Origin of the sequence: Nocardiopsis quinghaiensis, from assembly GCF_008638365.1 — a bacterium.
GTDB classification, from domain to species: domain Bacteria; phylum Actinomycetota; class Actinomycetes; order Streptosporangiales; family Streptosporangiaceae; genus Nocardiopsis; species Nocardiopsis quinghaiensis.
Window position 1 is genome coordinate 17,154 of the sequence record NZ_VWVU01000020.1, and the last position, 26,441, is coordinate 43,594.

Consider the following 26,441-nt stretch of genomic DNA (forward strand, 5'->3'; position numbering starts at 1 on the left):
GTCCCGTACCATTCACGGTGTGACACGCGGGGTGGGCACGGCGGCGGTGCTCATCGCCGTGGTCACCGTGGGGGCACGCCTGGCGGGGTTCGGACGCACCGTGGTGTTCTCCCAGACCGTCGGCGACACCTGTCTGGGCACCGCCTACGTCACCGCCAACCAGCTGCCCGCGGTCCTGTTCGAGATCGTCATCGGCGGGGCACTCACCGCCGTGGTCGTCCCGGTCCTGGCCGCCGCCGCCCAGCGCGACGACCGCGAGCAGGTGCGCCACACCGCCTCGGCCCTCATCACCTGGGTGGTGCTGCTGGCGGTGCCCCTGTCCGCGCTGCTCGCCCTGGCCTCCGTTCCGGCGATGTCGCTCATGCTCGGGGCGGGTACCGGTTGCGACCGGGGTGAGCTGCTCGCGCTCTCCGCCCGCATGCTCGTGGTCTTCGCCCCCCAGGTCGTCCTCTACGGTCTGGCCGCCGTGCTCTACGGCGTCCTGCAGGCCCACCGGCGCTTCCTGGCGCCGGCCCTGGCCCCGCTGGTGTCCAGCCTCGTGGTCATCGCCGCCTACCTGGTCTTCGTGCCGCTGGGCGCCGACCACCGCCAGGACGTGGCGGGGCTACCGCTGGCGGCCGAGCTCACCCTGTCCCTGGGCACCACCGCGGGGGTGGCCGCGCTCTTCCTCACGGTCCTGGGCCCCGCCGGGCGGCTGCGCGTGCGGCCCCGGCCCCGGCTGGCCTTTCCCACCGGGGTGGGGGAGCGTGTGCGCTCGCTGGCGGCGGCCTCCCTGCTGCCGCTGGTGGCCATGCAGGTGTGCCTGCTCCTGTCGGTGGCCCTGGCCAACTGGGGCGGTGGCGCGGGCGCGGCCGTGCTCTACACCTACGCCTGGGCCCTGTTCACCCTGCCCTACGGGGTGATCGCGGTCCCCATCGCCACCAGCGCGTTCACGGCACTGGCGGTGGCACACGCCGAGCACGACCGGCGGGGGTTCGCCTCCCTGGCCTCGGGCAGCGCCCGCGCCTGCGTGGTGGCCACCGCCGCTGTGGGGACCGCCCTGGCCGCCGCCGCGGGGCCGGTGGCCCTGGTCTTCGCCCAGCAGGATCCGCTGCCCCTGGAGCGCGCCCTGCTCGCCTACGCGCCCGGGGTGGTCGGGTTCGGCCTGGTCGCCCTGCTCAGCCGGGCCCTGTACGCCTCGCACCACGGCCGGCGGGCCGCCATCGCCCAGGTGTCGGGATGGCTGGTGGTGACGGTGTGTGCGGTGTCGCTGGTGTGGGCGCTGCCCCCGGGGTGGACCATCGCGGGGCTGGGCGCGGCCAGCACGGTCGGACTGACCCTGGCCGCCGCCCTGCTGTGCGCCGGGGTGGTGCGTACGCACGGGCGCGACGCGCTGGACGGGGTCGCGCGCTCGATGGTGGCGGCGGTGCTCGGCGGTGTGGTCGGGTGGATCGTGGGCCGTTCGGTGGTCGCGGCCCTGCCCGTGGGGGGCGTGTGGCAGACGGCGGCGGTCGCCGCCGCGGCGGGCACCGCGGGGATGGCGGCCTACGCGGCCGTCGCGGCGGCGGTGGACCGGCCGTCGGTGCGGGCACTCGCCGGCCGGGCCGGGACCGTACTCGGACAGAGGAGGGGGAAGCGGTGAACAGCAGGATCGCGCTGGTCGTGGGAACCAGCAGTGGGGGTGTGGGGCGCCACGTGCGCTCGCTGGGCGCGGGCCTGCGCGCGCGTGGCCACCGCGTGGCGGTGCTCGGTCCGGCCTCGGCCGAGCGGGAGTTCGGCTTCACCTCGGTGGGTCTGCGGTTCTCCCCGGTCCGGATCGGCGCGTCCCCTTCCGTGAGCGACCCCGGCGCCGTGCTGCGGCTGCGTGCCCTGACCCGGGGCGCGGACGTGGTCCACGCCCACGGGCTGCGGGCCGGCGCGCTGTGCGCGCTGGCGGGCGCCGCGCCGCTGGTGGTGACCGCGCACAACGCGCCGCCGCTGGTCCGGGGCCCCCTGTCGGCGGCCTACCCGGTGCTGGAGCGGGTCGTGGCCGGCCGCGCGGACGCGGTGCTGGGCGTGTCCGGCGACCTGGTGCGGCGGCTGCGCGCCGCCGGGGCCCGGGACGCCCGGTCGGCGGTGGTGGCCGCGCCCGAGACCGGTACTCCGCTGAACGGGCGCGAGGCCACCCGGGCCGACCTGGCGGTGCGGCCCGACCGGCCCCTGCTGCTGACCATCGCACGCCTGGCCGAGCAGAAGGGGCTGGACATGCTGCTGGATGCGGCGCCCGCCATCGCCGACCGCAGGCCCGAACCGGTGGTGGCCATCGCCGGGGACGGGCCCCTGTGGGGGCGCCTGCACGACACGGCCGCGGAGATGCGCGCCGACGTGCGCATGCTGGGGTACCGCTCGGACGTGGCCGACCTGTTGGCGGCCGCGGACGTCTTCTGCCTGACCAGCCAGTGGGAGGGGCCGTCCCTGGTGATCATGGAGGCACTGCGTGCGGGGCTTCCCGTGGTCTCCACCCGGGTCGGCGGCATCCCGGACCTGTACACGGGGACGGTCCTGATGGTGCCCCCGGGGGACCCGGCGGCGTTCGCCGCCGCGGTGGGACGGGTGCTGGACGACCCCGCGCTGGCCGAGGAGATGCGGGCGCGCTCGCGCGAGGCGGCCAAGGCGCTGCCGACCGAGGACGACGCGGTGGAGGCGGCGACCGGGGTGTACAAGTCGGTACTGCGGTGGTGATCCGGGTAGCGGGGGAGCGAGTCCGGCTCCCGGCCCCCGGCCAACGGCTCCGATCCGCCCGGTTCCGTGGCCGGACGGACCGGTGGAGATGTCCTCGGAGTGCGATGAACACCACCTTCGCCGCAACTTATGCCAAGGAAGGTTCGATGGCATCCTTGCTCGTGGCCCGGTGTGCGCCGTGCGTGCTGATCAGCCGGTACCCTTGCTTGACGCGTGAGGGGAGTATCCCTGTCGCGACGGTGTCGTCATCACGGAGAACAGAGTCGTCCTCCCGGCGCCGTCGGCTCACTGCACGACGACGTGAGCGGGAGAGACCTCCGGTTGTCCGACGTGCGTGCACACCGCTCGCGCGCACTGACCGGAGGAGAGTCCGTTCGTGAATGTTCCCCTGTGGCTGTGGGCTGCCACCATCGGCGCCATGGTCGTCATCCTCGTGATCGACCTGGCCATCGTGGACCACCCCTGGAGCAAGAAGAGGGGTCCCCAGGAGTTCGGCATGAAGCAGGCCGCCTGGTGGGCGGTCTTCTACATCGGCATCGCGATCGTGTTCGGTTTCGGTGTCTGGTTCTTCGCCGGCGGGTCCGCCGGCGCCGAGTACTTCGCCGGGTTCGTCACCGAGAAGAGCCTGAGCATCGACAACCTCTTCGTGTTCTACCTTCTGATGGGCTCCTTCGCGGTGCCCAAGAAGTACCAGCACGAGGTCCTGCTCGTCGGCATCGTGATCGCGCTGGTCATGCGCGGCATCTTCATCGTCCTCGGCGCCCAGGTGATCAACGCCTGGAGCGAGGTCTTCTACCTGTTCGGCGCCTTCCTCATCTACACCGGTTACAAGATCGTCCGTGACCACGTGAAGGGCGACGACGAGGACGCGGACTACACGCAGACTCCGGCGGTGCGCCTGGTCAGGCGCTTCTGGCCGGTGACCGACGAGTACCACGGCGCCAAGCTCACGGTGAAGCTCGACGGCAGGCGACACGTCACGCCGATGCTGCTGGTCATCGTCGCCATCGGCGTCATCGACCTGGTCTTCGCCGTCGACTCCATCCCGGCGATCTTCGGCCTGACCCAGGACGCCTACATCGTCTTCACCGCCAACGCGTTCGCCCTGCTGGGTCTGCGCCAGCTGTACTTCCTGCTGGCCGGCCTGATGGACCGCCTGGCCTACATCAGCTGGGGCCTGTCGGCGATCATGGTGTTCATCGGCGTGAAGATGATCCTGCACGCCCTGCACGAGAACGGCGTGACCGTGCCCGAGATCGGTATCGGCCTTTCGCTGACCGTCATCCTCGGCATCATGGCGATCACCGTCATCGGCAGCCTGCTCAAGTCCCGTTCCGACGAGCGCAAGCGCCCCGAGCTGAAGGCTGAGAGGGATCCCTCGACCGACCGCTACTGACAGCGGGCGGGCGGTCGCGTCCGCCCTCGCGTGACATTCCGCGAAACGACTGGATTCGAACGGTTGTTCGTCTATAGTGGTGGCACTTCGGCGCTCCGGCGCCGGGGTGCCACCACTTTTTCGAGGTGGAAGAAACCGTCGCCGGCGGTCGTTAGTCTGGACGGGCGGGGAGTCGCGCGGCCTTCCCCACGCCCCTCAACGGCCCACCTCCGAGGCCGAGGTGGCCCCCGGTAGGTCTTCGACCGCCACACCGCGAAATCACACACGGGTCAGCCGACTCACGCGACGAGGTCCGCTTCCTGTGCGCCAACGCCGAAGGATGTCTCACTCGATGGTCGAACAACTGGTAGTCCGGGGAGCCCGCGAGCACAACCTCAAGGACGTCTCGCTGGACCTGCCGCGCGACTCCATGATCGTGTTCACCGGCCTGTCCGGCTCGGGCAAGTCGTCGCTGGCCTTCGACACGATCTTCGCCGAGGGGCAGCGGCGCTACGTCGAGTCCCTGTCGGCCTACGCCCGCCAGTTCCTGGGCCAGATGGACAAGCCGGACGTGGACTTCATCGAGGGCCTGTCCCCGGCGGTGTCCATCGACCAGAAGTCCACCAGCCGCAACCCGCGCTCCACGGTCGGCACCATCACCGAGGTCTACGACTACCTGCGCCTGCTGTGGGCCCGCGTGGGCGTTCCGCACTGTCCGGAGTGCCGCCGCGAGATCGCCCGGCAGACCCCCCAGCAGATCGTGGACCGCGTTCTGGAGATGGAGGAGGGCACCCGCTTCCAGGTGCTCGCCCCCGTCGTGCGCGGACGCAAGGGCGAGTACGTCGAACTCTTCAAGGACCTGCAGTCCAAGGGCTACACCCGCGCCGTCGTGGACGGGCAGGCCGTCCGCCTGGACGAGGCGCCCAAGCTGGGCCGCTACGACAAGCACGACATCGCCGTGGTCGTGGACCGCCTCGCCGTCAAGCCCTCCGCGCGCGGGCGCCTGACCGACTCCGTCGAGACCGCCCTCAAGCTGGCGGGAGGCACCATCGTCCTGGACTTCGTGGACGTGGAGTCCGGCGACCCCGACCGCGAGAAGGTCTTCTCCGAGCACCTGTACTGTCCCTACGACGACCTGTCCTTCGAACAGCTCGAACCGCGCTCCTTCTCCTTCAACGCCCCCTACGGCGCCTGCTCCGCCTGCTCGGGCCTGGGCACCCGTATGGAGGTCGATCCCGACCTGCTGGTCCCCGACCCCGAGAGGACCCTGGCCGAGGGCGCGATCGGACCCTGGTCGGGCGGGCCCAACAGCGGCTACTGGGAGCGCATCCTCAAGGCGGTGGGCGAGGCCGTGGGCTTCGACCTGGACACCCCCTGGGAGAAGCTGCCGCGCCGCGCCCGCAAGGCCCTGCTGGAGGGGCACGACACCCAGGTCCACGTCTCCTACCGCAACCGGTACGGGCGCCACCGCTCCTACTACACCGAGTTCGAGGGCGTCATCCCCTGGGTCAAGCGCCGCCACTCCGAGACCGAGAGCGACTACGGTCGCGAGCGGCTGGAGGGGTACATGCGCACGGTGCCCTGCCCCACCTGCGGGGGGACCCGCCTCAAGCCGGTCGTGCTGGCCGTGACCGTGGGCGGAAGGTCCATCGCCGAGGTCGCCCAGATGTCGCTCAGCGAGAGCGCGGCCTTCCTGGCCGACCTCAGGCTCTCCGAGCGCGACATGGTCATCGCCTCCCAGGTGCTCAAGGAGATCAACGCCCGCATGGGCTTCCTGCTCGACGTGGGCCTGGACTACCTGAGCCTGGCCCGCTCCTCCGGCTCGCTCTCCGGCGGCGAGGCCCAGCGCATCCGTCTGGCGACCCAGATCGGTTCCGGCCTGGTGGGCGTGCTCTACGTGCTGGACGAGCCCTCCATCGGCCTGCACCAGCGTGACAACGCCCGCCTGCTGGAGACCCTGCAGCGGCTGCGCGACATCGGCAACACGCTCATCGTCGTCGAACACGACGAGGACACCATCCGCCACGCCGACTGGGTGGTCGACATCGGCCCCGGCGCGGGCGAGCACGGCGGCCACGTCGTGGTCTCGGGGACCGTGGACGAGTTGCTCACCTCCTCCGAGTCGCTGACCGGCGACTACCTGGCCGGGCGGCGCAGCATCGCGCTGCCCGCCACCCGCCGCCCCCTCACCCGGGGACACGAGCTGGTGGTCAGGGGCGCCCGCGAGAACAACCTCGACGGCATCGACGTCGCCTTCCCGCTGGGCGTCTTCACCGCCATCACCGGTGTGTCGGGTTCGGGCAAGTCCACCCTGGTCAACGAGATCCTGTACAAGGCGCTGGCCAAGGAGCTCAACGGGGCGCGCGACGTGCCCGGCCGCCACCTGCGGGTCAACGGCACGAGCAAGGTCGACAAGGTCGTGCACGTGGACCAGAGCCCCATCGGGCGGACCCCGCGCTCCAACCCGGCCACCTACTCCGGGGTCTTCGACCACGTCCGCAAGCTGTTCGCGCAGACCACCGACGCCAAGACGCGCGGCTACATGCCCGGCCGGTTCTCCTTCAACGTCAAGGGCGGCCGCTGCGAGGCCTGCGCCGGGGACGGCACGCTCAAGATCGAGATGCAGTTCCTGCCCGACGTCTACGTGCCCTGCGAGGTGTGCCAGGGCGCCCGGTACAACCGGGAGACCCTCCAGGTCCGGTACAAGGGCAAGAACATCTCCGAGGTGCTCGCCATGCCCATCTCCGAGGCCCTGGAGTTCTTCGAGCCGATCAACGCGATCCGCCGCCACCTGCAGACCCTGGAGGACGTAGGCCTGGGGTACGTGCGGCTGGGCCAGCCCGCCACCACGCTCTCCGGCGGTGAGGCGCAGCGGGTCAAGCTCGCCTCCGAGCTGCAGCGCCGCTCCACCGGGCGGACGGTGTACGTGCTCGACGAGCCCACCACCGGTCTGCACTTCGAGGACATCCGCAAGCTCCTGGGAGTGCTCGACCGGCTGACGGACAGCGGTAACACGGTGATCGTCATCGAGCACAACCTCGACGTCATCAAGACCGCCGACCACGTCATCGACATGGGGCCCGAGGGCGGCTCCGGCGGCGGCAACGTGGTCGCGGAGGGTACCCCCGAGGAGATCGCGGCGGTGGCCGAGTCCTACACCGGGCGGTTCCTGGCCAAGATGCTCTGACGGCCGGGGAGGGAGGTCCCCCCGGGCACCCCGGAACCGGGCACTCCGCCATGGCTACTACATTGTGTAGTGATATTTCGGTGCAGATGAGGAGCGTTTGGTCGTGGCCGGTAAGAGGACGTGCGGGTGCGGGATGAGCAGGCGTCGACTGCTCGGGACGGCGGGGGCGGCCGCGGCTGTCACGGCCGCGAGCGCCTGCGGCGGCGAGGAGACCAAGCCCCAGGAGGTCCGGTACGGCCAGGTGGTCGGGCAGACCACCGACGTCCCCGAGGGCGCGGGAGTCGTCTTCAGCAACAGCAAGCTGGTCGTCACCCAGCCGGAGAAGGGCGACTACCGGGCCTTCGGCGCCGCGTGCACGCACGGGGGCTGCACCGTCCAGGAGGTGGACGAGGTCGTCCGCTGCCTGTGCCACGGCAGCGAGTTCGACATCTCCACGGGGGAACCGGTGACCGGACCGGCGCAGGCGCCGCTGGAGTCGTTCGTCGTCACCATCGACGGCACCGACATCATCCTGGAGTCGGCCGCCGAGTCCTGAGGGGCCGGATGGCGCCGCCCGCCACACGCGAACGGCGCCCGGAGCGAATCGCTCCGGGCGCCGTTCGCGTCGTGTGGCAGGGGTTCAGACCTCGCCGGGGTCGCCTCCGGGAGGGCCGCTGACACCGTTGGGCTCGCGGCGCCGGAACGCCGAGGTCGGGAACCGGGAGGCGTAGGAGGCCTCGCTCTCGTCCGCGGCGAGGAACTGGGTGCGGTCGCGCGGCAGGGACTCGGGGTAGTTGGCGACCAGCCAGCCGATCAGGTGTTCGCGGATCTGGCAGGCGATGTCCCACTGGTTGCCCGTGTCGGCGGCGGTGGCCACCACGCGCACCATCACATCGCCGGTCTCGGTGATGTCCACGACCTGGCAGGACCAGCTGCGGCCGTCCCAGTGCTTGCTGGAGGTGACCAGGCGCCCGGTCTCCTCGCGCAGCTCATCGATCGGGACCTCCCAGTCCAGCGGCAGCATCACCTTGGCGGTGATCGCCGTGCTCTGCTTGGTCCAGTTCTCGAAGCTGGTCGTGGTGAAGTTGGCGACCGGAACCACGAGGCGTCGTTCGTCCCAGATCTTGATGGTGACGTTGACCAGGCTGAGCTCCTCGACCCGGCCCCACTCGCCCTCGACCACGACCACGTCGCCGATGCGCAGGGCGTCGCTGAAGGTCAGCTGCAGCCCGGCGAACAGGTTGCTCAGGGTGGACTGGGCGGCCACACCGGCGACGATGCCGATGACGCCCGCGGAGGCCAACAGCCCGGCGCCGAGCGCCCGGACCTCGTCGAAGGTGAACAGGATGGCGGCGATCGCCAGGACCACGATGATCGAGGTGATGACCCTGCGCAGCAGCCGCACCTGGGTCTGCAGGCGACGGGCCTTGCGGTCGGCGTCGCCGTTGGCGGTCGACAGGCGCGCCAGGATCATGTCCGTGGCGGCGTAGGCCAGACTGATGCCCAGCGCCGTCAGCGTCGCGATCATGAGGATGCTCATCGCGTGGTCGATGGTCCGGAACGTGCTCCAGTCCACCTCACCCGGGTCGTTGCCCGGATTGGGCAGGGCCAGGTTCACACCGAGCACGGCGGCCGCGCCGTAGGCCGTGTAGGTCGTACGCGAGACCAGGTACCGGGACACCCGCCAGACCCTGCCCAGCTTGTGCTTGAGCACCCAGCGTGTGGCGAAGACCAGCAGCACCGCGACGGCGACGGCGACACCGATCGTTATCCATTGCTGAACGCTCACGGCGAGGGCCCCCTTCTCGTCCATATCGGGAAGTTCCAAACGTCCTCGCCCAACTTAGACCATGCGGATACGTAATCGTGACGTTCGCCTTGCACGCGACGGGAGCCGGGAAGCGCGTCCCCGGCCCGAAACCGGACCGTCCGGGACCGGGAGGACGGTCGCGGTTCATCGGGTGAGGTGCGACACCCTCCGGGCGCGCGGTCCTCGGTTGGCCGTATGTCCCTCCGAGAGACCAGAATGGGGGCATGGCTGCGACTCCTCACCTGCGTCCCGCGCCCGGGTCCATTCCGACCGACCCGGGCGTGTACCGGTTCCGGGACGCGTCGGGCCGCGTCATCTACGTGGGCAAGGCCAAGAACCTGCGGTCCCGGCTCTCCTCCTACTTCCGCGACTTCGCCGGTCTGCACCCGCGCACCCAGCAGATGGTCTCCACCGCCGCCGACGTGGACTGGACGATCGTCGGTACCGAGGTGGAGGCCCTCCAGCTGGAGTACTCCTGGATCAAGCAGTACGGCCCCCGGTTCAACGTCAAGTACCGCGACGACAAGAGCTACCCCTACCTGGCAGTCACCCTCAACGAGGAGTTCCCCCGGGTGCAGGTGATGCGCGGCGCCAAGCGCAAGGGGGTGCGCTACTTCGGCCCCTACTCGCACGCCTGGGCCATCCGCGAGACCGTCGACCTGCTGCTGCGGGTCTTTCCCGTGCGCACCTGCTCGTCCGGGGTGTTCCGCGGCGCCCGCAACAGCGGCCGCCCCTGCCTGCTCGGCTACATCGGCAAGTGCGTGGCCCCCTGCGTCGGCAGGGCCTCGCCCCAGGACCACAGGACCCTGGTCGAGGACTTCTGCTCCTTCCTGGCGGGTGACACCGGCCGGTTCATCCGCGAACTGGAGGCGCGGATGAGGGAGGCCGCCCAGGAGATGGAGTACGAGCGCGCCGCCCGCCTCCGCGACGACATCGCGGCCCTGCGCGCCGCCCTGGAGAAGCAGGCCGTCGTCCTGCCCGACTCCACCGACTGCGACGTCATCGCCATGGCCGACGACCCGTTGGAGGCCGCCGTCCAGATCTTCCACGTACGCGGCGGGCGCATCCGCGGCCAGCGCGGCTACGTCGTGGACAAGGTCGCCGACGACTCCCCGGCCGAGCTGATGAGCACCTTCCTGGGCCAGCTCTACGGACCCACCGAGGGCGCCGACGAGAGCGAGGGCACCGGCACCGCGGTCCCCCGCGAGGTCCTGGTCTCCCACGAGCCCTCCGACCCCGCGGCGATGGCCGCCTGGCTGTCGGAGCACCGCGGCGCCACCGTGGACCTGCGGGTTCCCCGGCGCGGTGACAAGAGGTCCCTCCTGGAGACCGTCGACAAGAACGCCCGCGAGGCGCTGGCCCGGCACAAGACCCACCGCGCCGGGGACCTGAGCACCCGCGGCCGTGCGCTCAACGAGGTCCAGGAGGCCCTGGACCTGTCCGAGGCGCCGCTGCGCATCGAGTGCTTCGACATCTCCAACCTCCAGGGCGAGCACGTGGTGGCGTCCATGGTGGTCTTCGAGGACGGGCTGGCCCGCAAGTCCGAGTACCGCCGCTTCTCCATCCGCGGCAGCGGCGAGGGCGGACGCGAACAGCACGACGTCGCCGCCATGTACGAGGTGATCCGCCGCCGCTTCCGCCGCTACCTGGAGGAGAGCGCCAGGAACGGCGAGGTCGCCCGCATGGGCGAGACCGGGGACCACGGTGGTCATCAGAACGACGACGAACCGTCACCCGGCAGGTTCGCCTATCCGCCTAACCTTGTGGTGGTGGACGGCGCCCGGCCCCAGGCCGAGGCGGCGCGCCGCGCCCTGGACGAACTCGGGATCGAGGACGTCGCGGTGTGCGGCCTGGCCAAGCGCCTGGAGGAGGTGTGGTTGCCCGGTGACGAGGATCCGGTGATCCTGCCCCGCGCGGGCGAGGGCCTCTACCTGCTCCAGCGTGTGCGTGACGAGGCGCACCGCTTCGCCGTTCGCTACCACAGGCAGAAGCGCGCCAAGGCGCTCACCGGCAGCAGCCTGGACGAGCTGCCCGGCCTCGGTCCGACCCGCAGGTCGGCCCTGATCAAGGAGTTCGGATCGGTGAAACGACTGGCCTCGGCCACGGCCGAGGAGATCGCGGCGGTGCCCGGGATCGGCCCCAAGCTGGCCGAGGCCGTGCACGCGCACCTGTCCGGCGGCCCCGCCGGAACGGGCGGGGAGGGTGACGGGGCACCAGAACGGCACATCGAGAACGGGGGAGGAGAGGTATGACGGTCGAACTGGGCGGAGAACTACCGCCCGAGGTGGTCATAGTCACCGGTATGTCCGGTGCGGGCCGCAGTACGGCGGCCAGGGCGCTGGAGGACCTGGACTGGTTCGTGGTGGACAACCTGCCACCGGGCCTGCTGCCGACGATGATCGAGCTGGCCGGGCGCACGCACGGTGCCGTGCCGCGGGTCGCGGTGGTCGTCGACGTGCGCTCGCTGGCCTTCACCGAGGACCTGCTGTCCACGGTGGAGGAACTACGCAAGCGCGACATCGTCGCGCGCGTGCTCTACCTGGAGGCCAGTGACGAGGCCCTGGTCCGACGCTTCGAGGGAGTACGCAGGCCCCACCCCCTCCAGAACGACGGCCGCCTGACCGACGGGATCGACCGCGAGCGCGACACCCTGCGCGCGGTCCGCGGCGAGGCCGACCTGGTCATCGACACCTCCCAGCTCAACGTGCACCAGCTCAAGGCCCGGGTGATCGGCTTCTTCGGGCAGAGCGACGAGGCGCGTCCCCGCGCCAACGTGGTCTCCTTCGGTTTCAAGCACGGACTGCCCGTCGACGCCGACCTGGTGCTGGACTGCCGTTTCCTGCCCAACCCCCACTGGGTGCCCGAGCTCAAGCCGATGAACGGCCGCGACGCCCCGGTGAGCGACTACGTCCTGTCCCAGGACGGGGCCAAGGAGATGCTGGAGGCCTACACCGAGGTCCTCCGGCTGACCATCGCCGGGTACCAGCGCGAGGGCAAGCACTACATGACCCTGGCGGTGGGCTGCACCGGCGGCAGGCACCGCAGCGTGGCCATGGCCGAGCAGTTCGCCGAACGCCTGCGCGGCCAGAGCGTGGACGTGCACGTGGTCCACCGGGACGTCGGCCGAGAGTGAGTCCGGATCGACCGTTCGGGGTTCCGAAGGCCGTCGGTGTGTCGTTCTCGGTGGTACGGTCCGATTCGTCCGGTGGACATGGGACGAGGGGCAGACCACAGCCATGATGAGTACAACACCCGACGAGGACGGGCAGCGCCCGCCCCGGGTGGTCGCGTTGGGAGGCGGGCACGGCCTGCACGCCTCCCTGTCGGCTCTGAGGAGGGTGACCACCGACGTGACGGCGATCGTCACGGTCGCCGACGACGGCGGATCCAGCGGTCGGCTCCGCAAGGAGCTCGGAGTCCTGCCGCCCGGCGACCTGCGCATGGCGCTGGCCGCCCTGTGCGGTGACGACGAGTGGGGGCACACCTGGAGCCAGGTGATCCAGCACCGGTTCCGCTCGGAGGGGGAGCTGCACGGTCACGCGGTCGGCAACCTGCTGATCGTGGCCCTGTGGGAGCTGCTCGGCGACTCGGTGGCGGGCCTGGACTGGGTGGGCCAGCTGTTGGGCGCGCACGGCCGCGTGCTGCCGATGTCGTCGGTGCCCCTGGACATCGTCGCGGAGGTCTCGGGGATCGACCCGGAGCGCCCCGAGGAGCTGACCACGGTGCGCGGCCAGGTGGCGTGCGCCAGCACCAGCGGCAAGGTGCGCTCCATCTCCCTGGTCCCGGAGGCCCCGCCCGCCAGCGCGCAGGCGGTCAAGGCGGTGCGTGAGGCCGACTGGGTGGTGTTCGGCCCCGGGTCGTGGTTCACCAGTGTGCTGCCCCACCTGTTGGTCCCGGACCTGGCACACGCCCTGGTCACCACCCGGGCCAGGCGCATGGTGGCGCTGAACCTGTCGCCCCAGCAGGGCGAGACCGACGGCTTCCGCCCCGAGACCTACCTGGAGGTGCTGCACGAGCACGCACCCAAACTCGGGGTGGACGTGGTGCTCGCCGACCGGAGGACCGTGGAGGAGACCGACCCCCTGCTGGAGGCGGTCGGCCAGCTGGGCGGACGCCTGGAGCTGGAGTACCTGTCGCGCGACGACGGCACCCCGCGCCACGACCCCGACCGACTCGCGACGGCCTTCGAGCGGATCCTGGAGGGCTGACGGGTTCGGTCGGCGGAGGAACGGGGAGGACCACCGCCATGGCCGAGCACCACGTGTACCTGGAGCGCGTCCACGACGAGGTCCGCGCGGCGCGAAGCCCGGACCGGGAAGCGGACACGCCGCCGGGCCGGCGCTTCCTGGTGGACCGGATGTGGCCGCGAGGGGTGTCCAAGGACGCCCTGGAGGGTGTCGCCTGGGTGAGGGATGTCGCACCGGGCGACGGGCTGCGCAGGTGGTTCGGCCACGACTCCTCGCGCTTCGCCGGGTTCGCCGAGCGCTACCGGGCGGAACTGGAGACCCGCCCGGAGGTGCTGGAGCCGATCCTGGAGGCGGCGCGGAGGGGGCCCGTCACCCTGCTGTACGCGGCCCGGGACACCGAGCACAACCACGCCCTCGTCCTGCGCGACCACCTGCGTGAGGTGCTGTCCTCCCAGCCCGGGAGCAATTGACCGCACACCGGCACGAAGGCCGACAGGACCGTCCCCGGCCCGGACGGTGGATGGGCGACACGCCGTGCAGGGGTCGGCGCCTGGCGTCGCGTCACGTAGTCTGCCACGGGGAAAGCCGCTCGTGGCAGGGCCGCGGCGGCACATCCCGGCACCGAGCCCGCGGTGCCGGGTCGGCTTGTTCGACGGGGAGGACCGCAGCGATGGCGATGACCGGCGTGGTGAAGGATGAGTTGAGCCGTCTGGCCATTCTCAAGCCATGCTGCCGCAAGGCGGAGGTGTCCACCATCCTGCGGTTCACGGGGGGCCTGCACCTGGTGGGCGGGCGGATCGTGATCGAGGCCGAACTCGACACCGGCGTGGCCGCGCGCCGTCTGCGCAAGGACATCTCCGAGGTCTTCGGACACGAGTCCGAGATGGTCGTGCTCTCTCCCAGCGGTCTGCGCAAGGGCAACCGGTACGTGCTGCGTGTGATCAAGGACGGCGAGTCCCTGGCCCGGCAGACGGGGCTGGTGGACAACAACGGCCGCCCGGTGCGCGGCCTGCCCCGGCACGTGGTGGCGGGCGGGGCCTGCGACGCCGAGTCGGCGTGGCGGGGCGCGTTCATCGCGCACGGCTCCCTGACCGAGCCGGGCCGGTCGATGTCCCTGGAGGTCACCTGCCCCGGACCGGAGGCCGCACTGGCGCTGGTGGGCGCGGCGCGCCGCCTGAAGGTGCACGCCAAGGCCCGTGAGGTGCGGGGCGTGGACCGGGTGGTGGTGCGCGACGGCGACTCCATCGGCGCGCTGCTGACCCTGCTGGGCGCGCACCAGAGCGTGCTGGCGTGGGAGGAGAGGCGGATGCGCCGGGAGGTGCGCGCGACCGCCAACCGGCTGGCCAACTTCGACGACGCCAACCTGCGGCGCAGCGCGCGGGCGGCGGTGGCCGCCGGGGCGCGCGTGGAGCGGGCTCTGGAGATCCTGGGCGACGACGCGCCCAAGCACCTGGTGGCCGCGGGCCAGCTGCGCCTGGCGCACAAGCAGGCCTCGCTGGAGGAGCTGGGCCAGCTGTCCGTCCCGCCGCTGACCAAGGACGCCATCGCGGGACGTATCCGCAGGCTGCTGGCCATGGCGGACAAGCGCGCGAGTGACCTGGGTATCGAGGGGACCGAGGCCAACCTCACCCCGGACATGATGGTCCCCTGACCGGGCGACCGCCGGAAGTTCTCTACTCCGGCGTAACACCGGTGTTCGGCTTTGTTAACAGGACAAACCTGTGGATAACTTCCGACAATGGTATAGACCTTTACGGCGCGCGGTGCCAGGATGGTCGCGAATCCACAAGGGTCCGGTAGTGCCCGGCCACGGCTCTCCGCCGGTGCTCCGCTAGGCTCTTCCCGAACACCCGGTGTGCGTTGACCCTGCTCATGGCGGCCGTCCGGTTCGTTCCGGCACGTCTCGTTCCAGGCAGGAGGAATGCCCGGGTGGAAATGATGTGCGATATATGAGGGGATTGGTTCCGTGACCATCCGTGTAGGCGTCAACGGCTTCGGTCGAATCGGCCGCAATTTCTGGCGCGCGGTCGCCGCTGGCGGCAGCGACGTCGAAATCGTCGCGGTCAACGACCTCACCGACACCAAGACGCTCGCGCACCTGCTCAAGTACGACACCGTGCTCGGCACCCTGAGCGGCGACGTCGAGGTCGGTGACGACTTCATCCGCGTCGGCGACAAGAGCATCAAGGTCCTGGCCCAGCGCGACCCGGCCCAGCTGCCCTGGTCGGACCTGAACGTGGACGTCGTCATCGAGTCCACCGGCCACTTCACCAAGGCCGATGACGCCAAGAAGCACATTGAGGCCGGCGCCAAGAAGGTCATCATCTCCGCCCCGGCCAAGGGCGAGGACCTGACCGTCGTCATGGGCGTCAACGACGACAAGTACGACGCGGCCAACCACCACGTCGTCTCCAACGCCTCCTGCACCACCAACTGTGTGGCGCCCATGGCGAAGGTGCTCCTGGACAGCTTCGGCATCCAGCAGGGCCTGATGACCACGGTGCACGCCTACACCAACGACCAGGTCATCCTGGACTTCCCGCACAAGGACCTGCGTCGTGCCCGCGCGGCCGCGCAGAACATCATCCCGACCACCACCGGCGCCGCCAAGGCCACCGCCCTGGTCATCCCGGAGCTGCAGGGCAAGCTGGACGGCATGGCCATGCGCGTGCCCGTGCCGGACGGCTCGGTGACCGACCTGGTCGTCACCCTGGAGCGCGAGGTCACCAAGGACGAGGTCAACGCCGCGTTCAAGGCCGCCGCCGAGGGGCCGCTCAAGGACGTGCTGGTCTACACCGAGGACCCGATCGTCTCCTCCGACATCGTCGGCACCTCGCCCTCCTGCACCTTCGACTCCAGCCTGACCATGGCCTTCGGCAACCAGGTCAAGATCGTCGGCTGGTACGACAACGAGTGGGGCTACTCCAACCGCCTGGTCGACGTGGCCAAGCTGGTCGGATCCGGCCTGTAGCGTCCACGGCCCTCATAGCCGCCGGCGCGTGAGACGGCACCCCTTCGCCCGCAGTGCGCGCGAAGGGGTGCCGTCGTCCACGTCCCTCCCGGATCCACCGCTCCGGGACCGCCCGACCCCACATCCCAAGAGGAGACCAGATGCGGACGATCGACGAACTCGACGTCTCCGGCAAGCGCGTGTTCGTCCGGGCCGACCTGAACGTGCCCCTGGACGGCGACCGGATCACCGACGACGGTCGCATCCGCGCGGCCGTGCCGACCATCTCCGCGCTCCGCGAGCGCGGTGCCCGTGTCATCGTCGCCGCCCACCTGGGCCGCCCCAAGGGCGCCCCGGACCCCCGCTACTCCCTGCGCCCGGTCGCCGCACGCCTGGGCGAACTTCTCGGCGCCGAGGTGGCCTTCGCCGCCGACACCGCCGGCGAGTCCGCCCGCGCCACCTCCGCCGCGCTGGAGGACGGCGGGGTCGCGCTGCTGGAGAACGTGCGCTTCGAGCCCGGCGAGACCAGCAAGGACGACGCCGAGCGCGGCGAGCTCGCCGACCGCTTCGCCCAGCTCGCCGACCTGTACGTCGGTGACGCCTTCGGCGCCGTGCACCGCAGGCACGCCAGCGTCTACGACCTGCCCGGCAGGCTCCCGCACGCCGTCGGCGGCCTGGTGCTGACCGAGGTCGAGGTGCTCAGGAAGCTCACCGGCGAGCCCCAGCGCCCCTACGCCGTGGTCCTGGGCGGCTCCAAGGTCTCCGACAAGCTCGGTGTCATCGACAACCTCCTGGGCGCCGCCGACCGCCTGTTCATCGGCGGCGGCATGGTCTTCACCTTCCTCAAGGCGAAGGGCTACGAGGTCGGTTCCAGCCTGTTGGAGACCGACCAGGTCGACACCGTCAGGGGCTACCTGGAGCGCGCCGAGCGCGAGGGCGTGGAGATCGTCCTGCCGGTGGACGTCGTGGCCGCCGAGAAGTTCTCCGCCGACGCGGCGCACGACGCGGTCGACGTCGACTCCATCCCGGCCGACCGGATGGGCCTGGACATCGGCCCCAGGAGCCAGGCGCTCTTCGCCGAGAAGCTCGCCGACACCAGGACCGTGTTCTGGAACGGCCCGATGGGCGTGTTCGAGATGGAGCCCTACGCGGGCGGTACCCGCGCGCTGGCCCGGGCCCTGATCGACTCGGGCGCGTTCACCGTGGTCGGCGGCGGCGACTCCGCCGCGGCCGTGCGCGCGCTCGGCTTCGACGAGGCGGCCTTCGGCCACATCTCCACCGGTGGCGGTGCCAGCCTGGAATACCTGGAGGGCAGGGACCTGCCCGGTATCGACGCCCTCAAGTAAGCGGTGTTCGCTCCGGGACCCGCCGTGTCCCCCTCCGACGGTGCCCGGGCGAATCCCTCGACCATCCCGTAAGGAAGTACCGACATGTCCCAGCGACTGCCGCTCATCGCGGGCAACTGGAAGATGAACAACAACCACCTGGAGGCCATCGCGCTCGTCCAGAAACTGGCGTTCGCGCTGAACGACAAGGACTACGACAACGCCGAGGTCGTCGTCCTGCCGCCGTTCACCGACCTGCGCAGCGTCCAGACGCTGGTCGACGGCGACAAGCTCAGGATCGGCTACGGCGCCCAGGACGTCTCCGCCCACGACAAGGGCGCCTACACCGGTGAGGTCTCCGGTGCCATGCTGGCCAAGCTGGACTGCTCCTACGTGCTCGTGGGCCACTCCGAGCGCCGCGAGTACCACCGCGAGGACGACGCCCTGGCCAACGCCAAGGTCAAGGCGGCCTTCAAGAACGACATCGTCCCGATCCTGTGCGTCGGCGAGGGCCTGGAGGTACGCCAGGCGGGCCAGCAGGTCGAGCACGTCCTGGCTCAGCTGGACGGCGCCCTCGACGAGGTCCCGGCCGGGCAGGCCGAGAGGATCGTCGTCGCCTACGAGCCGGTGTGGGCGATCGGCACCGGAGAGGTCGCCACCCCCGAGGACGCCCAGGAGGTGTGCTCGGCGATCCGCAAGCGCCTGGCCGAGCTGTACTCGCCCGAGGTCGCGGGCGCGGTGCGCGTCCTGTACGGCGGTTCGGTCAAGGGCGACAACGCCCCCGGCATCATGGCCAAGGACGACGTCGACGGCGCCCTGGTCGGCGGTGCCTGCCTCAAGGCCGACGAGTTCGCCAGGATCATCCGCTTCGGCGAGCGGTAGCCGCCGGGCGGGAAACCCGGTCCGTCACCCTCGATGCCCGATAGTGACGGGCCGGGTGCCCGACAAGTCGTCCGGTCGGGCTAGACTTCGCGGTGGGGTTCTCCGTGTCCCACGGTTTCCCCCGCCCGTGCCGCCATGGGCACGGTAAAATCCGAAATTGTCCCCGGTCTCCTCCTTCCCCGATACCCGTATCGGCCCGGTACAGCCGCTGCCGCGGGCGGGAAATGGGGATCGAGGTGTCCATCCCCCCGCTTCGGGGTCGAGCTACGGGTGAGCGTGTGATCCTCGGTCTGTCCATCTTCGTGATGCTTCTCAGCGTGCTGCTGGTCCTGCTGGTGCTCATGCACAAGGGCAAGGGCGGCGGTCTCTCCGACATGTTCGGCGGCGGCGTCACGTCCTCGCTCGGCGGATCGTCGGTGGTCGAGCGCAACCTCGACCGGATGACCGTCGGGATCGCGGTCGCCTGGATCCTCGCCATCGTCGTCCTCGGCCTGCTGATCAACCGGGGGATGTAGCCCGCGCCCCGCGGGACGCACCCCCGTCCACAGTCAAGCTCGCCCGAGAACCGGTGAGCGAGTTCGCCGAAGGAGTTTTTCGTGGGTAGTGGCAGTGCCATCCGTGGCAGCCGTGTCGGAGCCGGCCCCATGGGCGAGGCGGAGCGGGGCGAGGCCGCCCCCCGTGTTCGGGTTCCGTTCTACTGCGCGAACCTGCACGAGGTCGTGCCCAGCTTCGCGAGCGAGGCGCTGGTGCCCGACGAGTGGGACTGCCCGCGCTGCGGTTTCCCCGCGGGCAAGGACAAGGCGAACCCCCCGTCGCCGCCGCGCACCGAGCCGTACAAGACCCACCTGGCGTACGTGAAGGAGCGCCGCAGCGAGGAGGAGGGCAAGCTCATCCTCGATGAGGCCCTGGCCAAGCTGCGTGCCGACCGCGCCGCCGTCGAGGCCCACATGAAGGCCGCGCAGAACTAGTCCTCCCAGGTCTCCCGAGGCTTCCGCCGGGGCCCGTCGCGATCGCGACGGGCCCCGCGCGTGTGTACGGTCCGAGCCCCCTCACCCGCTCGTGCGCTCACCGCCGAAGGTGCGCCGATAGGCCGACGGCGTGGTGCCCAGGTGCCGTCGGAAGTGCTGTCGCAGCCCGTCGTCGGTGCCCAGGCCGCAACGCCGGGCGACCACCGACAGCGGTAGGTCGGTGCTCTCCAGCAGCTCCCTCGCACGGGTGACCCGCTGCCGGTTCACCCAGGCCAGTGGGGTCAGGCCCACCTCCGCGGGCATGGGACCGGCGCAGGGCGTCCAGGAGCTGGGCGGGCGCGCGGTAGGACGGCATCCGGCAAGCGGGGACCACGACCAGGTCGGCCTCCTCCACGGCGGTCAGGTCGTGGACGACGCCCAGGAACAGTCCTCCGGGGCCGCGCTGGGGCCGGGCACGGTCCGGCAGACGGTGAGGTCGTACCAGCGCGGGTCCGGCCCCACGCGCGGTGAGCCGAACACCTCGCATGCCACGGCCAGCTCGAACAGGGGACAGTCCTCCAGCAGCGGGACGACGACGCGGAGGCGGCCGTCGTTCCGCTCCGGCGCGATAGGGATCATGGCGTAAATATACGGATACCCGACGTTTTTGCCACTGCCGACGCCTCAGCCCGGTGCCGGATGCTGGTTCCCGGTTCGCGGAAGGTCCGCGGGCCGTGGAAGGGACGTGATCGCGGATGGACCGTGAAGCGGACGAGAGGACCGCCTGTCGGCACCTGGCGCTGGCGGGCATCCTGGGAATCGGTGTGGCCTTCGGGTTCGCGCGGTACGGGTACGGCCTCTTCCTGCCGCAGCTCAGGGAGGCGTTCGGGCTGTCGCTGACGTGGGTGGGCGCCATCGCCAGCGCCTCCTACGCCGGTTACCTCGCCGCGCTGGTCCTGGTGGGACTGTTCGTGGGCAGGGTGGGCCCGCGGCTGCCGGTGGTCGTGGGCGGTCTGTGCGCGGCGGCCGGTATGGGGCTGGTGGCCCTGGCGCGGGAACCGGTGGCGCTGATGGCCGGCCTGGTGCTGGCGGGTACGAGCGCGGGCTGGGCGTGGGCACCCTACTCCGACGCGGCGGACCGCATGCTCACGCCCAGGTCGGGCCGTGCGGTCCTGGCGCTGCACCCGACGGGTACCGCGTTTGCGACGGTCGTCGCCGTGGGAACGCTGGTGGCGCGTCCGCCCCGGCTCGGACCCCGGCCGCAACGGACGGGGAGCGGACACGAGTCGGGGATCAGACCCTGACGGGGAGCGAACGCGCTCGCCCATAGGTGAATATGAAGGTCAACTTTCTCATTCTCGGGACTGGTGTGGTTGGTGGGAAATACAGTGATCGTCAGCACCCCCGACAGCCACTGTGAGGAGATGGTGTCGATGTCTACGTGCCCCACCGGCGGGGACCATGACTGGATCCTCGGCGACGACCGCAAGTTCCAGTGCGCCAAGTGCGGAGCTCAGAGCGCCCGACGGTTCTGAGCTCCGGGGCCCGGCTGCATCGTTCCGCGCCCGGCGAGCCGTCCCTTCTCCGCGGCGCGCCAGGTCACCGGTTCCCCCAGAGTCTCGGCCACCCCCTTGGCCCAGCGCTCCAGACAGGCGAACCGGTCCGGCCCATCCGGAAGCACGGTACGGCCCTGGTAGGGCATTCCGTCCAGGACGACGACCTCGTCGTTCACCCGCAGCTCGGTGTCGTACTCGTTCGTGTTCGGCCTCATGCACCGGACTCTAACGGTCCGGGGCCGCGGCCGCCCGCGCTTTGGCAGACCCCGAGCGCCCGGTCCCCGGGCAGGGGCGATCCGGCGCACGGACCACACCCGGGAGTTGGAAGAATGGGGGCATGGCCTCCTCCGAACCACCGGACCCCCCCACCGCGCCCCCGGCCCCTCCCTCCGACCTGATCCAGCGGCCCGGCAGCGTCTCGCACCTGCGCAGGTACGTCAGCCTGCGCGGTCCGAACGCGCGGATGTGGATGACCGCGGCCTACTTCTCCGCCGCCCTCACCCTGGGCTTCCTCCTGGTCCTCGGGTCCATGCTCTGGCACGTGCTGCGCGGGGAGGCCACGGTCGGATCGGTGTCCCTGTGGGCCTCGGCGGCCCTGGTCATGCTCTTCGTCGGTCCGGGGAGCAACGTGTTCGTGATGCGCGGACTGCCGCAGCGCATCACCAGGCAGGGCATCAGCGCCGACAGCGACGGCGTCACGGTCCTGCAGGAACGCAAGTGGTGGTTCCCCGGCGAGGGGACGTTCATCGCCTGGCAGGAGATCCGGCGCATCCGGGAGGTGCACACCGGCGGCCGCCGGCTCACCTACTTCATCGAGTTCGTGCTGGACACCCACCGCACCGAGGCAGAACTGCCCAACTGGGCCGAGGACGCCGAGGGCCTCGGCCTGGAGGCGGTGGACGCGCCCACGCAGTTCTACGTCCAGGTGCCCGAGGAGCTCAAGGAGAGGATCCTCAGGATGGTGGAGCGCACCGCCCCCCTGCCCTCCGTCGTGGAGCGGACCCCGCCACTACGGTGACACGCGTCCGCCCAGGCGCCGGGTCAGCTCGGCGGCGGCGTCGCGCACCCGGCCGGCCAGCGCCTGGGGGGTGACCGGCCGCGCGCTGGGCACCGTCAGGCTGATCGCCGCCGCCGGACGGCCGTTGTGGTCCGTGGCGGCCGCGGCCACCGACACGAAGCCCTCGGTGACCTGGCCGTTCTCGATCGACCAGCCCCGGCGCCGCTCCTCGGCCAGTACCCGGCGCAGCTCCCCGGGGGCGGCCGGCCCGCGCCCGGTACGGCTGGTGAACGCCGTCGCGTCCGGGTACAGCGCGCGCACCTGCGCGCGCGGCAGCCGGGCCAGCATGGCCCGCCCCGACGCCGTCAGGTGCGCGGGCAGGCGCACCCCCACCCCGGTGATCAGGGCCGGGGCGTGCGGGGGCTGCTCCTTGAGCAGGTACAGGGTGTCGGCGCCGTGCAGCACGCCCAGGTGGGCGGTGGCGCCGGTGGCCTCGGTGAGCTGGTGCAGGAGCGGGCGCGCCAGGCGCTCCACGCCGTCGTGGCGCAGGTAGGCCGAGCCGATCTCGAACGCGGCCACTCCCAGCCCCCAGCGGCGCTCCTCGGGCAGGTGGGTCACGAAGCCCTCCTCCGCCATGGCCTCCAGCAGCTGGTACACGCTGGAGCGGGGGACACCGAGCTCGGCGGCTATCGCCGAGGCCGACACCGGCCCCGGGCGGGTCGCCAGGAAGCGCAGCAGCCGCAGCGCGCGGGTGGCCGCCGGAACGAGGCTCATACCCCGATTGTCCCACGGAGCTGTTCACGGGTCCTGGGCGGAGGAACCCGAGGGCAGGCCCTGTGGCACGTGCTCGTCCTCCTCCGCGGGAACAGCGGGTCAGAGCGCCGCCTCGGCGCGGTGGTGACGCCGCGGCAGCGCCGTCCGTGCGCCCCGGGGCGCCGGCGGTCCCGGTGGTGGGAACGAGAGGGGCACCGATCCGTATGTCTGGCATGTCAGACGGAACCCTCGTGTCAGCCCTTCACCAGGGGCCTCGCGGACGATCAAATGGAAGACATGTCCACAGCAGTTCCTTCCGTCATCGTCGGCGGTGCCCCGCTCACCCCGGCCCAGGTCCTCGACGTCGCCCGCCGCGGCGCGCACGTCACCCTCTCCGAGGAGTCCCGCAAGGCTCTCCGGCACGGCCGCGAGCGGGTCGAGTCCCTCGCCCGCGGCGAGGTCCCCGCCTACGGGGTCAGCACCGGCTTCGGCGCCCTCGCCACCCGCCACATCGCCCCCGACCTTCGGGCACGCCTGCAGCGGTCGCTCATCCGCTCGCACGCCGCCGGGACCGGCCCCGAGGTGGAGCGCGAGGTCGTGCGCGCCCTGATGCTGCTGCGCCTGCGCACCCTGGCATCGGGCAACACCGGGGTGGAGGTCGTCACCGCCGAGACCCTCGCCGCACTGCTCAACGCGCGGATCACGCCGATCGTGCACGAGTACGGCAGCCTGGGCTGTTCCGGCGACCTGGCTCCGCTGTCGCACGTGGCCCTCGCCCTGATGGGGGAGGGGCAGGTCCGCGACGCCTCCGGCGAGGTCCGCCCCGCCTACACGGCACTACACGAGGCCGGCATCCGCCCGGTGGAGCTGGGCGCCAAGGAGGGCCTGGCGCTGATCAACGGCACCGACGGCATGCTCGGCATGCTCGTGCTGGCCTGCATGGACCTGGAACGCCTGTTCAAGGTCGCCGACATCACCGCCGCGATGAGCGTCGAGGCGCTGCTGGGCACCGACCGGGTCTTCGCCGAGGAGCTGCAGCGGCTGCGCCCGCACCCCGGCCAGGCCGCCTCCGCCGCCAACCTGCGCCTGCTGCTGGCCGACTCGCCGATCGTGGCCTCCCACCGCGGACCCGACTGCACCCGTGTCCAGGACGCCTACTCGCTGCGCTGCGCCCCGCAGGTCGCCGGAGCCGCCCGCGACACCCTGTCCCACGCGCTGCTCGTGGCCGGGCGCGAACTCGACAGCGTCATCGACAACCCGGTGGTGCTGGACGACGGCCGCGTGGAGTCCAACGGCAACTTCCACGGCGCGCCCGTGGCCTACGTGCTCGACTTCCTGGCCATCGCGGTCGCCGACACCGCCTCCATCGCCGAGCGGCGCACCGACCGCATGCTCGACGTGTCGCGCTCCCACGGACTGCCCGCCTTCCTGGCCGACGACCCCGGCGTGGACTCGGGGCACATGATCGCCCAGTACACGCAGGCCGCCATCGTCTCCGAGCTCAAGCGACTGGCCGTGCCGGCCAGCGTCGACTCCATCCCCAGTTCGGCCATGCAGGAGGACCACGTGTCCATGGGCTGGTCGGCGGCCCGCAAGCTGCGACGCGCCGTGGACGGCCTGGCCAGCGTGCTGGCGGTGGAACTGCTCACCGCCGCCCGCGCCCTGGACCTGCGCTCGCCCCTGGAGCCCGGACCGGCCACCGGCGCCGTACTGCGCGCCGTGCGCGAGAAGGTCCCCGGCCCCGGCCCCGACCGCCACCTGGCCCCCGAGATCGAGGCCGCCACCGCCCTGGTCACCGACGGTTCGGTGGTCGAGGCCGCCGAGTCCGTCGCCCCGCTGGCCTGAGCAGTGCCCTTTGGGGGCTTCGCTCCGCTTCCCCCCGTGTCCGGGCGCACAGGGGGCGGGAACCCTCGGTGCCTGCGGAGAGTCGGCTCGTTCCCGCCCGTCGCCCTCCACCACCCTCAACGGAGGGCCTTCGGCTCCAGCCCTCACACGGCACCCACCTCCAGGACCCCGCGGGCGCCCGGCCGAACCCCCGACGGGAGCCGCCCGGCACCAGACCCCACTACTTCGAGGAGAATCGCGTGAGTAGTCCACGTACCGTCCGCGCCGCGCGCGGCACCACCCTGTCCGCGAAGGGATGGCCGCAGGAGGCCGCCCTGCGCATGTTCCACAACAACCTAGACCCCGAGGTCGCCGAGCACCCCGAGGACCTGGTCGTCTACGGCGGCACCGGCCGTGCCGCGCGCGACTGGCGCAGCTTCGACCGCATCACCGCGTCCCTGCGCGACCTGGAGGGCGACGAGACCCTGCTCGTGCAGTCGGGCCGCCCGGTGGGGATCATGCGCACCCACGAGTGGGCGCCCCGGGTGCTCATCGCCAACGGCAACCTGGTGGGGGACTGGGCGAACTGGCCCGAGTTCCGCCGCCTGGAGGCCCGGGGACTGACCATGTACGGGCAGATGACCGCCGGTTCGTGGATCTACATCGGTACCCAGGGCATCCTCCAGGGCACCTACGAGACCTTCGCCGCCGTGGCCGCCAAGAGGTTCGGCGGGACCCTGGCCGGAACGGTCACCCTGACCGCCGGGCTCGGCGGTATGGGCGGTGCCCAGCCGCTGGCCGTCACCATGAACGACGGCGTCGCGATCGTGGTCGAGTGCGACTCCAGCCGTATCGACCGCCGTATCGAGCACCGCTACCTGGACGTGCGCGCCGACAGCCTGGACCACGCCCTGGAACTGGCCGAGCGGGCGCGCGGCGAGCGGCGCCCGCTGTCGGTCGGCGTGCTCGGCAACGCCGCGGAGGTCTTCCCCGAACTGCTCTCACGCGGCGCTCCGATCGACGTGGTCACCGACCAGACCTCCGCCCACGACCCGCTCGCCTACCTGCCCGCCGGGGTGGCCTTCGAGGACTGGAGGGGCCTGGCCGCCGCCAGGCCCGAGGAGTTCACCGCCCGGGCCCGTGAGTCCATGGCCGCGCACGTGGAGGCCATGGTCGGCTTCCAGGACGCCGGCGCCGAGGTCTTCGACTACGGCAACTCCATCCGCGACGAGGCGCGAAGCGGCGGCTTCGCCCGCGCCTTCGACTTTCCCGGGTTCGTGCCCGCCTACATCCGGCCGCTGTTCTGCGAGGGCAGGGGCCCGTTCCGGTGGGCGGCGCTGTCGGGCGACCCCGCCGACATCGCCCGCACCGACCAGGCGGTCCTGGACCTGTTCCCCGACAACGAACACCTGGCCCGGTGGATCCGCATGGCGGGGGAGCGGGTCGCCTTCCAGGGGCTGCCCGCCCGCATCTGCTGGCTGGGCCAGGGCGAGCGGGCCGCCGCCGGAGCGAGGTTCAACGAGCTGGTCGCCTCCGGAGAGGTCTCCGCGCCGCTGGCCATCGGCCGCGACCACCTGGACACCGGCTCGGTGGCCTCCCCCTACCGCGAGACCGAGAGCATGAAGGACGGCTCCGACGCCATCGCCGACTGGCCGCTGCTCAACGCCCTGGTCAACACCTCCTCCGGTGCCTCGTGGGTGTCCATCCACCACGGCGGCGGCGTCGGCATGGGCCGCTCGATCCACGCGGGCCAGGTCAGCGTCGCCGACGGCACGGACCTGGCCGCCGCCAAGCTGGAGCGTGTGCTCACCAACGACCCCGCCACGGGTGTCATCCGGCACGTGGACGCCGGATACGAGGAGGCCGACCGCGTGGCGCGGGAGCACGGCATCCGCGTTCCGATGCGCGAGGGCGAGTGACCCCCGCCGGGGCGCCCCGGAAGCGCCCCGGCGGACCGCGCCCGAGAGCG

General features: G+C 71.4%; 24 protein-coding genes. 19 read left to right on the top strand and 5 right to left on the bottom strand.

Features of this window, described 5'->3' with window-relative positions:
* The first annotated feature begins 19 nt into the window (after positions 1-19).
* From murJ to FYX01_RS19445, 5 genes are all read left to right on the top strand, one after another.
* Positions 20-1,621 (top strand): murein biosynthesis integral membrane protein MurJ, encoded by a 1,602-nt coding sequence (murJ, locus tag FYX01_RS19425; protein WP_394350489.1) that lies wholly within the window; start codon positions 20-22, stop codon positions 1,619-1,621.
* Positions 1,618-2,700 carry a glycosyltransferase family 4 protein gene (locus FYX01_RS19430; protein ID WP_150243440.1) on the top strand — a complete coding sequence of 361 codons (1,083 nt, stop codon included), beginning with the start codon at positions 1,618-1,620 and terminating at the stop codon, positions 2,698-2,700. The genes murJ and FYX01_RS19430 overlap by 4 nt, the downstream gene beginning before the upstream one ends.
* 376 nt (positions 2,701-3,076) lie before the next feature.
* Positions 3,077-4,096: a TerC family protein gene (locus FYX01_RS19435; protein ID WP_150243442.1), complete on the top strand. Its 1,020-nt coding sequence runs from the start codon at positions 3,077-3,079 to the stop codon at positions 4,094-4,096.
* Positions 4,097-4,427: 331 nt separating this feature from the next.
* Positions 4,428-7,262 (top strand): excinuclease ABC subunit UvrA, encoded by a 2,835-nt coding sequence (gene uvrA / locus FYX01_RS19440; protein WP_150243444.1) that lies wholly within the window; start codon positions 4,428-4,430, stop codon positions 7,260-7,262.
* A gap of 133 nt (positions 7,263-7,395) precedes the next feature.
* On the top strand, positions 7,396-7,797 hold the full coding sequence (locus FYX01_RS19445) for a Rieske (2Fe-2S) protein (RefSeq protein ID WP_150243446.1): 402 nt from the start codon (positions 7,396-7,398) through the stop codon (positions 7,795-7,797).
* An 84-nt stretch (positions 7,798-7,881) separates the two neighbouring features.
* Here the strand turns inward: FYX01_RS19445 and FYX01_RS19450 are convergent, their stop codons facing one another.
* Complete coding sequence (locus tag FYX01_RS19450) at positions 7,882-9,030, bottom strand: mechanosensitive ion channel family protein (protein ID WP_150243448.1); 1,149 nt, start codon at positions 9,028-9,030, stop codon at positions 7,882-7,884.
* A gap of 245 nt (positions 9,031-9,275) precedes the next feature.
* On the opposite strand from FYX01_RS19450, the gene uvrC reads away from it, so the two are divergent.
* The 10 genes from uvrC (at position 9,276) to FYX01_RS19500 (ending at position 19,363) form a co-directional block, all read left to right on the top strand.
* A complete protein-coding gene (uvrC, locus tag FYX01_RS19455; RefSeq protein ID WP_150243450.1) occupies positions 9,276-11,303 on the top strand; it encodes an excinuclease ABC subunit UvrC in 2,028 nt (675 codons plus the stop codon).
* Complete coding sequence (rapZ, locus tag FYX01_RS19460; protein ID WP_150243452.1) at positions 11,300-12,184, top strand: RNase adapter RapZ; 885 nt, start codon at positions 11,300-11,302, stop codon at positions 12,182-12,184. Before uvrC ends, rapZ begins: the two co-directional genes overlap by 4 nt.
* Before the next feature lie 103 nt (positions 12,185-12,287).
* On the top strand, positions 12,288-13,259 hold the full coding sequence (locus FYX01_RS19465) for a gluconeogenesis factor YvcK family protein (RefSeq protein WP_190394396.1): 972 nt from the start codon (positions 12,288-12,290) through the stop codon (positions 13,257-13,259).
* Between the two features lie 38 nt (positions 13,260-13,297).
* Positions 13,298-13,708, top strand: a complete 411-nt coding sequence (locus FYX01_RS19470; RefSeq protein WP_150243454.1) for a DUF488 domain-containing protein — start codon at positions 13,298-13,300, stop codon at positions 13,706-13,708.
* 200 nt (positions 13,709-13,908) lie between these two features.
* Positions 13,909-14,889: a DNA-binding protein WhiA gene (whiA, locus tag FYX01_RS19475; RefSeq protein WP_150243456.1), complete on the top strand. Its 981-nt coding sequence runs from the start codon at positions 13,909-13,911 to the stop codon at positions 14,887-14,889.
* A 315-nt stretch (positions 14,890-15,204) separates the two neighbouring features.
* Positions 15,205-16,209, top strand: a complete 1,005-nt coding sequence (gap, locus tag FYX01_RS19480) for a type I glyceraldehyde-3-phosphate dehydrogenase (protein ID WP_150243458.1) — start codon at positions 15,205-15,207, stop codon at positions 16,207-16,209.
* Positions 16,210-16,349: 140 nt separating this feature from the next.
* Complete coding sequence (locus FYX01_RS19485; protein ID WP_150243461.1) at positions 16,350-17,534, top strand: phosphoglycerate kinase; 1,185 nt, start codon at positions 16,350-16,352, stop codon at positions 17,532-17,534.
* 84 nt (positions 17,535-17,618) lie between these two features.
* Positions 17,619-18,395, top strand: coding sequence for a triose-phosphate isomerase (gene tpiA / locus FYX01_RS19490; protein ID WP_150243463.1), 777 nt, complete (start codon positions 17,619-17,621; stop codon positions 18,393-18,395).
* Positions 18,396-18,673: 278 nt separating this feature from the next.
* On the top strand, positions 18,674-18,910 hold the full coding sequence (secG, locus tag FYX01_RS19495) for a preprotein translocase subunit SecG (RefSeq protein ID WP_077691009.1): 237 nt from the start codon (positions 18,674-18,676) through the stop codon (positions 18,908-18,910).
* Between the two features lie 81 nt (positions 18,911-18,991).
* Positions 18,992-19,363: an RNA polymerase-binding protein RbpA gene (locus tag FYX01_RS19500; protein ID WP_083922390.1), complete on the top strand. Its 372-nt coding sequence runs from the start codon at positions 18,992-18,994 to the stop codon at positions 19,361-19,363.
* A gap of 81 nt (positions 19,364-19,444) precedes the next feature.
* On the opposite strand, the gene FYX01_RS19505 is transcribed toward FYX01_RS19500, so the two are convergent.
* Both FYX01_RS19505 and FYX01_RS19510 read right to left on the bottom strand, forming a co-directional pair.
* Positions 19,445-19,666, bottom strand: coding sequence for a helix-turn-helix domain-containing protein (locus FYX01_RS19505; protein ID WP_150243465.1), 222 nt, complete (start codon positions 19,664-19,666; stop codon positions 19,445-19,447).
* Positions 19,667-19,762: 96 nt separating this feature from the next.
* Positions 19,763-19,981, bottom strand: a complete 219-nt coding sequence (locus FYX01_RS19510) for a hypothetical protein (protein WP_150243467.1) — start codon at positions 19,979-19,981, stop codon at positions 19,763-19,765.
* A gap of 116 nt (positions 19,982-20,097) precedes the next feature.
* Here FYX01_RS19510 and FYX01_RS19515 point away from each other — a divergent pair, with 116 nt between their 5' ends.
* Positions 20,098-20,646: an MFS transporter gene (locus FYX01_RS19515; protein WP_150243470.1), complete on the top strand. Its 549-nt coding sequence runs from the start codon at positions 20,098-20,100 to the stop codon at positions 20,644-20,646.
* Positions 20,647-20,855: 209 nt separating this feature from the next.
* Here the strand turns inward: FYX01_RS19515 and FYX01_RS19520 are convergent, their stop codons facing one another.
* A complete protein-coding gene (locus FYX01_RS19520; RefSeq protein WP_150243472.1) occupies positions 20,856-21,113 on the bottom strand; it encodes a hypothetical protein in 258 nt (85 codons plus the stop codon).
* 122 nt (positions 21,114-21,235) lie between these two features.
* On the opposite strand from FYX01_RS19520, the gene FYX01_RS19525 reads away from it, so the two are divergent.
* The gene (locus tag FYX01_RS19525; protein ID WP_150243475.1) at positions 21,236-21,916 is read left to right on the top strand and encodes a hypothetical protein; all 681 of its coding nucleotides are present in this window, start codon (positions 21,236-21,238) and stop codon (positions 21,914-21,916) included.
* On the opposite strand, the gene FYX01_RS19530 is transcribed toward FYX01_RS19525, so the two are convergent.
* Entirely contained in the window at positions 21,908-22,669 is a 762-nt protein-coding gene (locus tag FYX01_RS19530) for an IclR family transcriptional regulator (protein ID WP_150243477.1), read from the bottom strand. The genes FYX01_RS19525 and FYX01_RS19530 overlap by 9 nt on opposite strands.
* A gap of 276 nt (positions 22,670-22,945) precedes the next feature.
* On the opposite strand from FYX01_RS19530, the gene hutH reads away from it, so the two are divergent.
* Both hutH and hutU read left to right on the top strand, forming a co-directional pair.
* Positions 22,946-24,493 carry a histidine ammonia-lyase gene (gene hutH, locus FYX01_RS19535; RefSeq protein ID WP_150243479.1) on the top strand — a complete coding sequence of 516 codons (1,548 nt, stop codon included), beginning with the start codon at positions 22,946-22,948 and terminating at the stop codon, positions 24,491-24,493.
* Positions 24,494-24,732: 239 nt separating this feature from the next.
* Entirely contained in the window at positions 24,733-26,391 is a 1,659-nt protein-coding gene (gene hutU / locus FYX01_RS19540; RefSeq protein WP_150243480.1) for a urocanate hydratase, read from the top strand.
* Positions 26,392-26,441 lie beyond the last annotated feature (50 nt).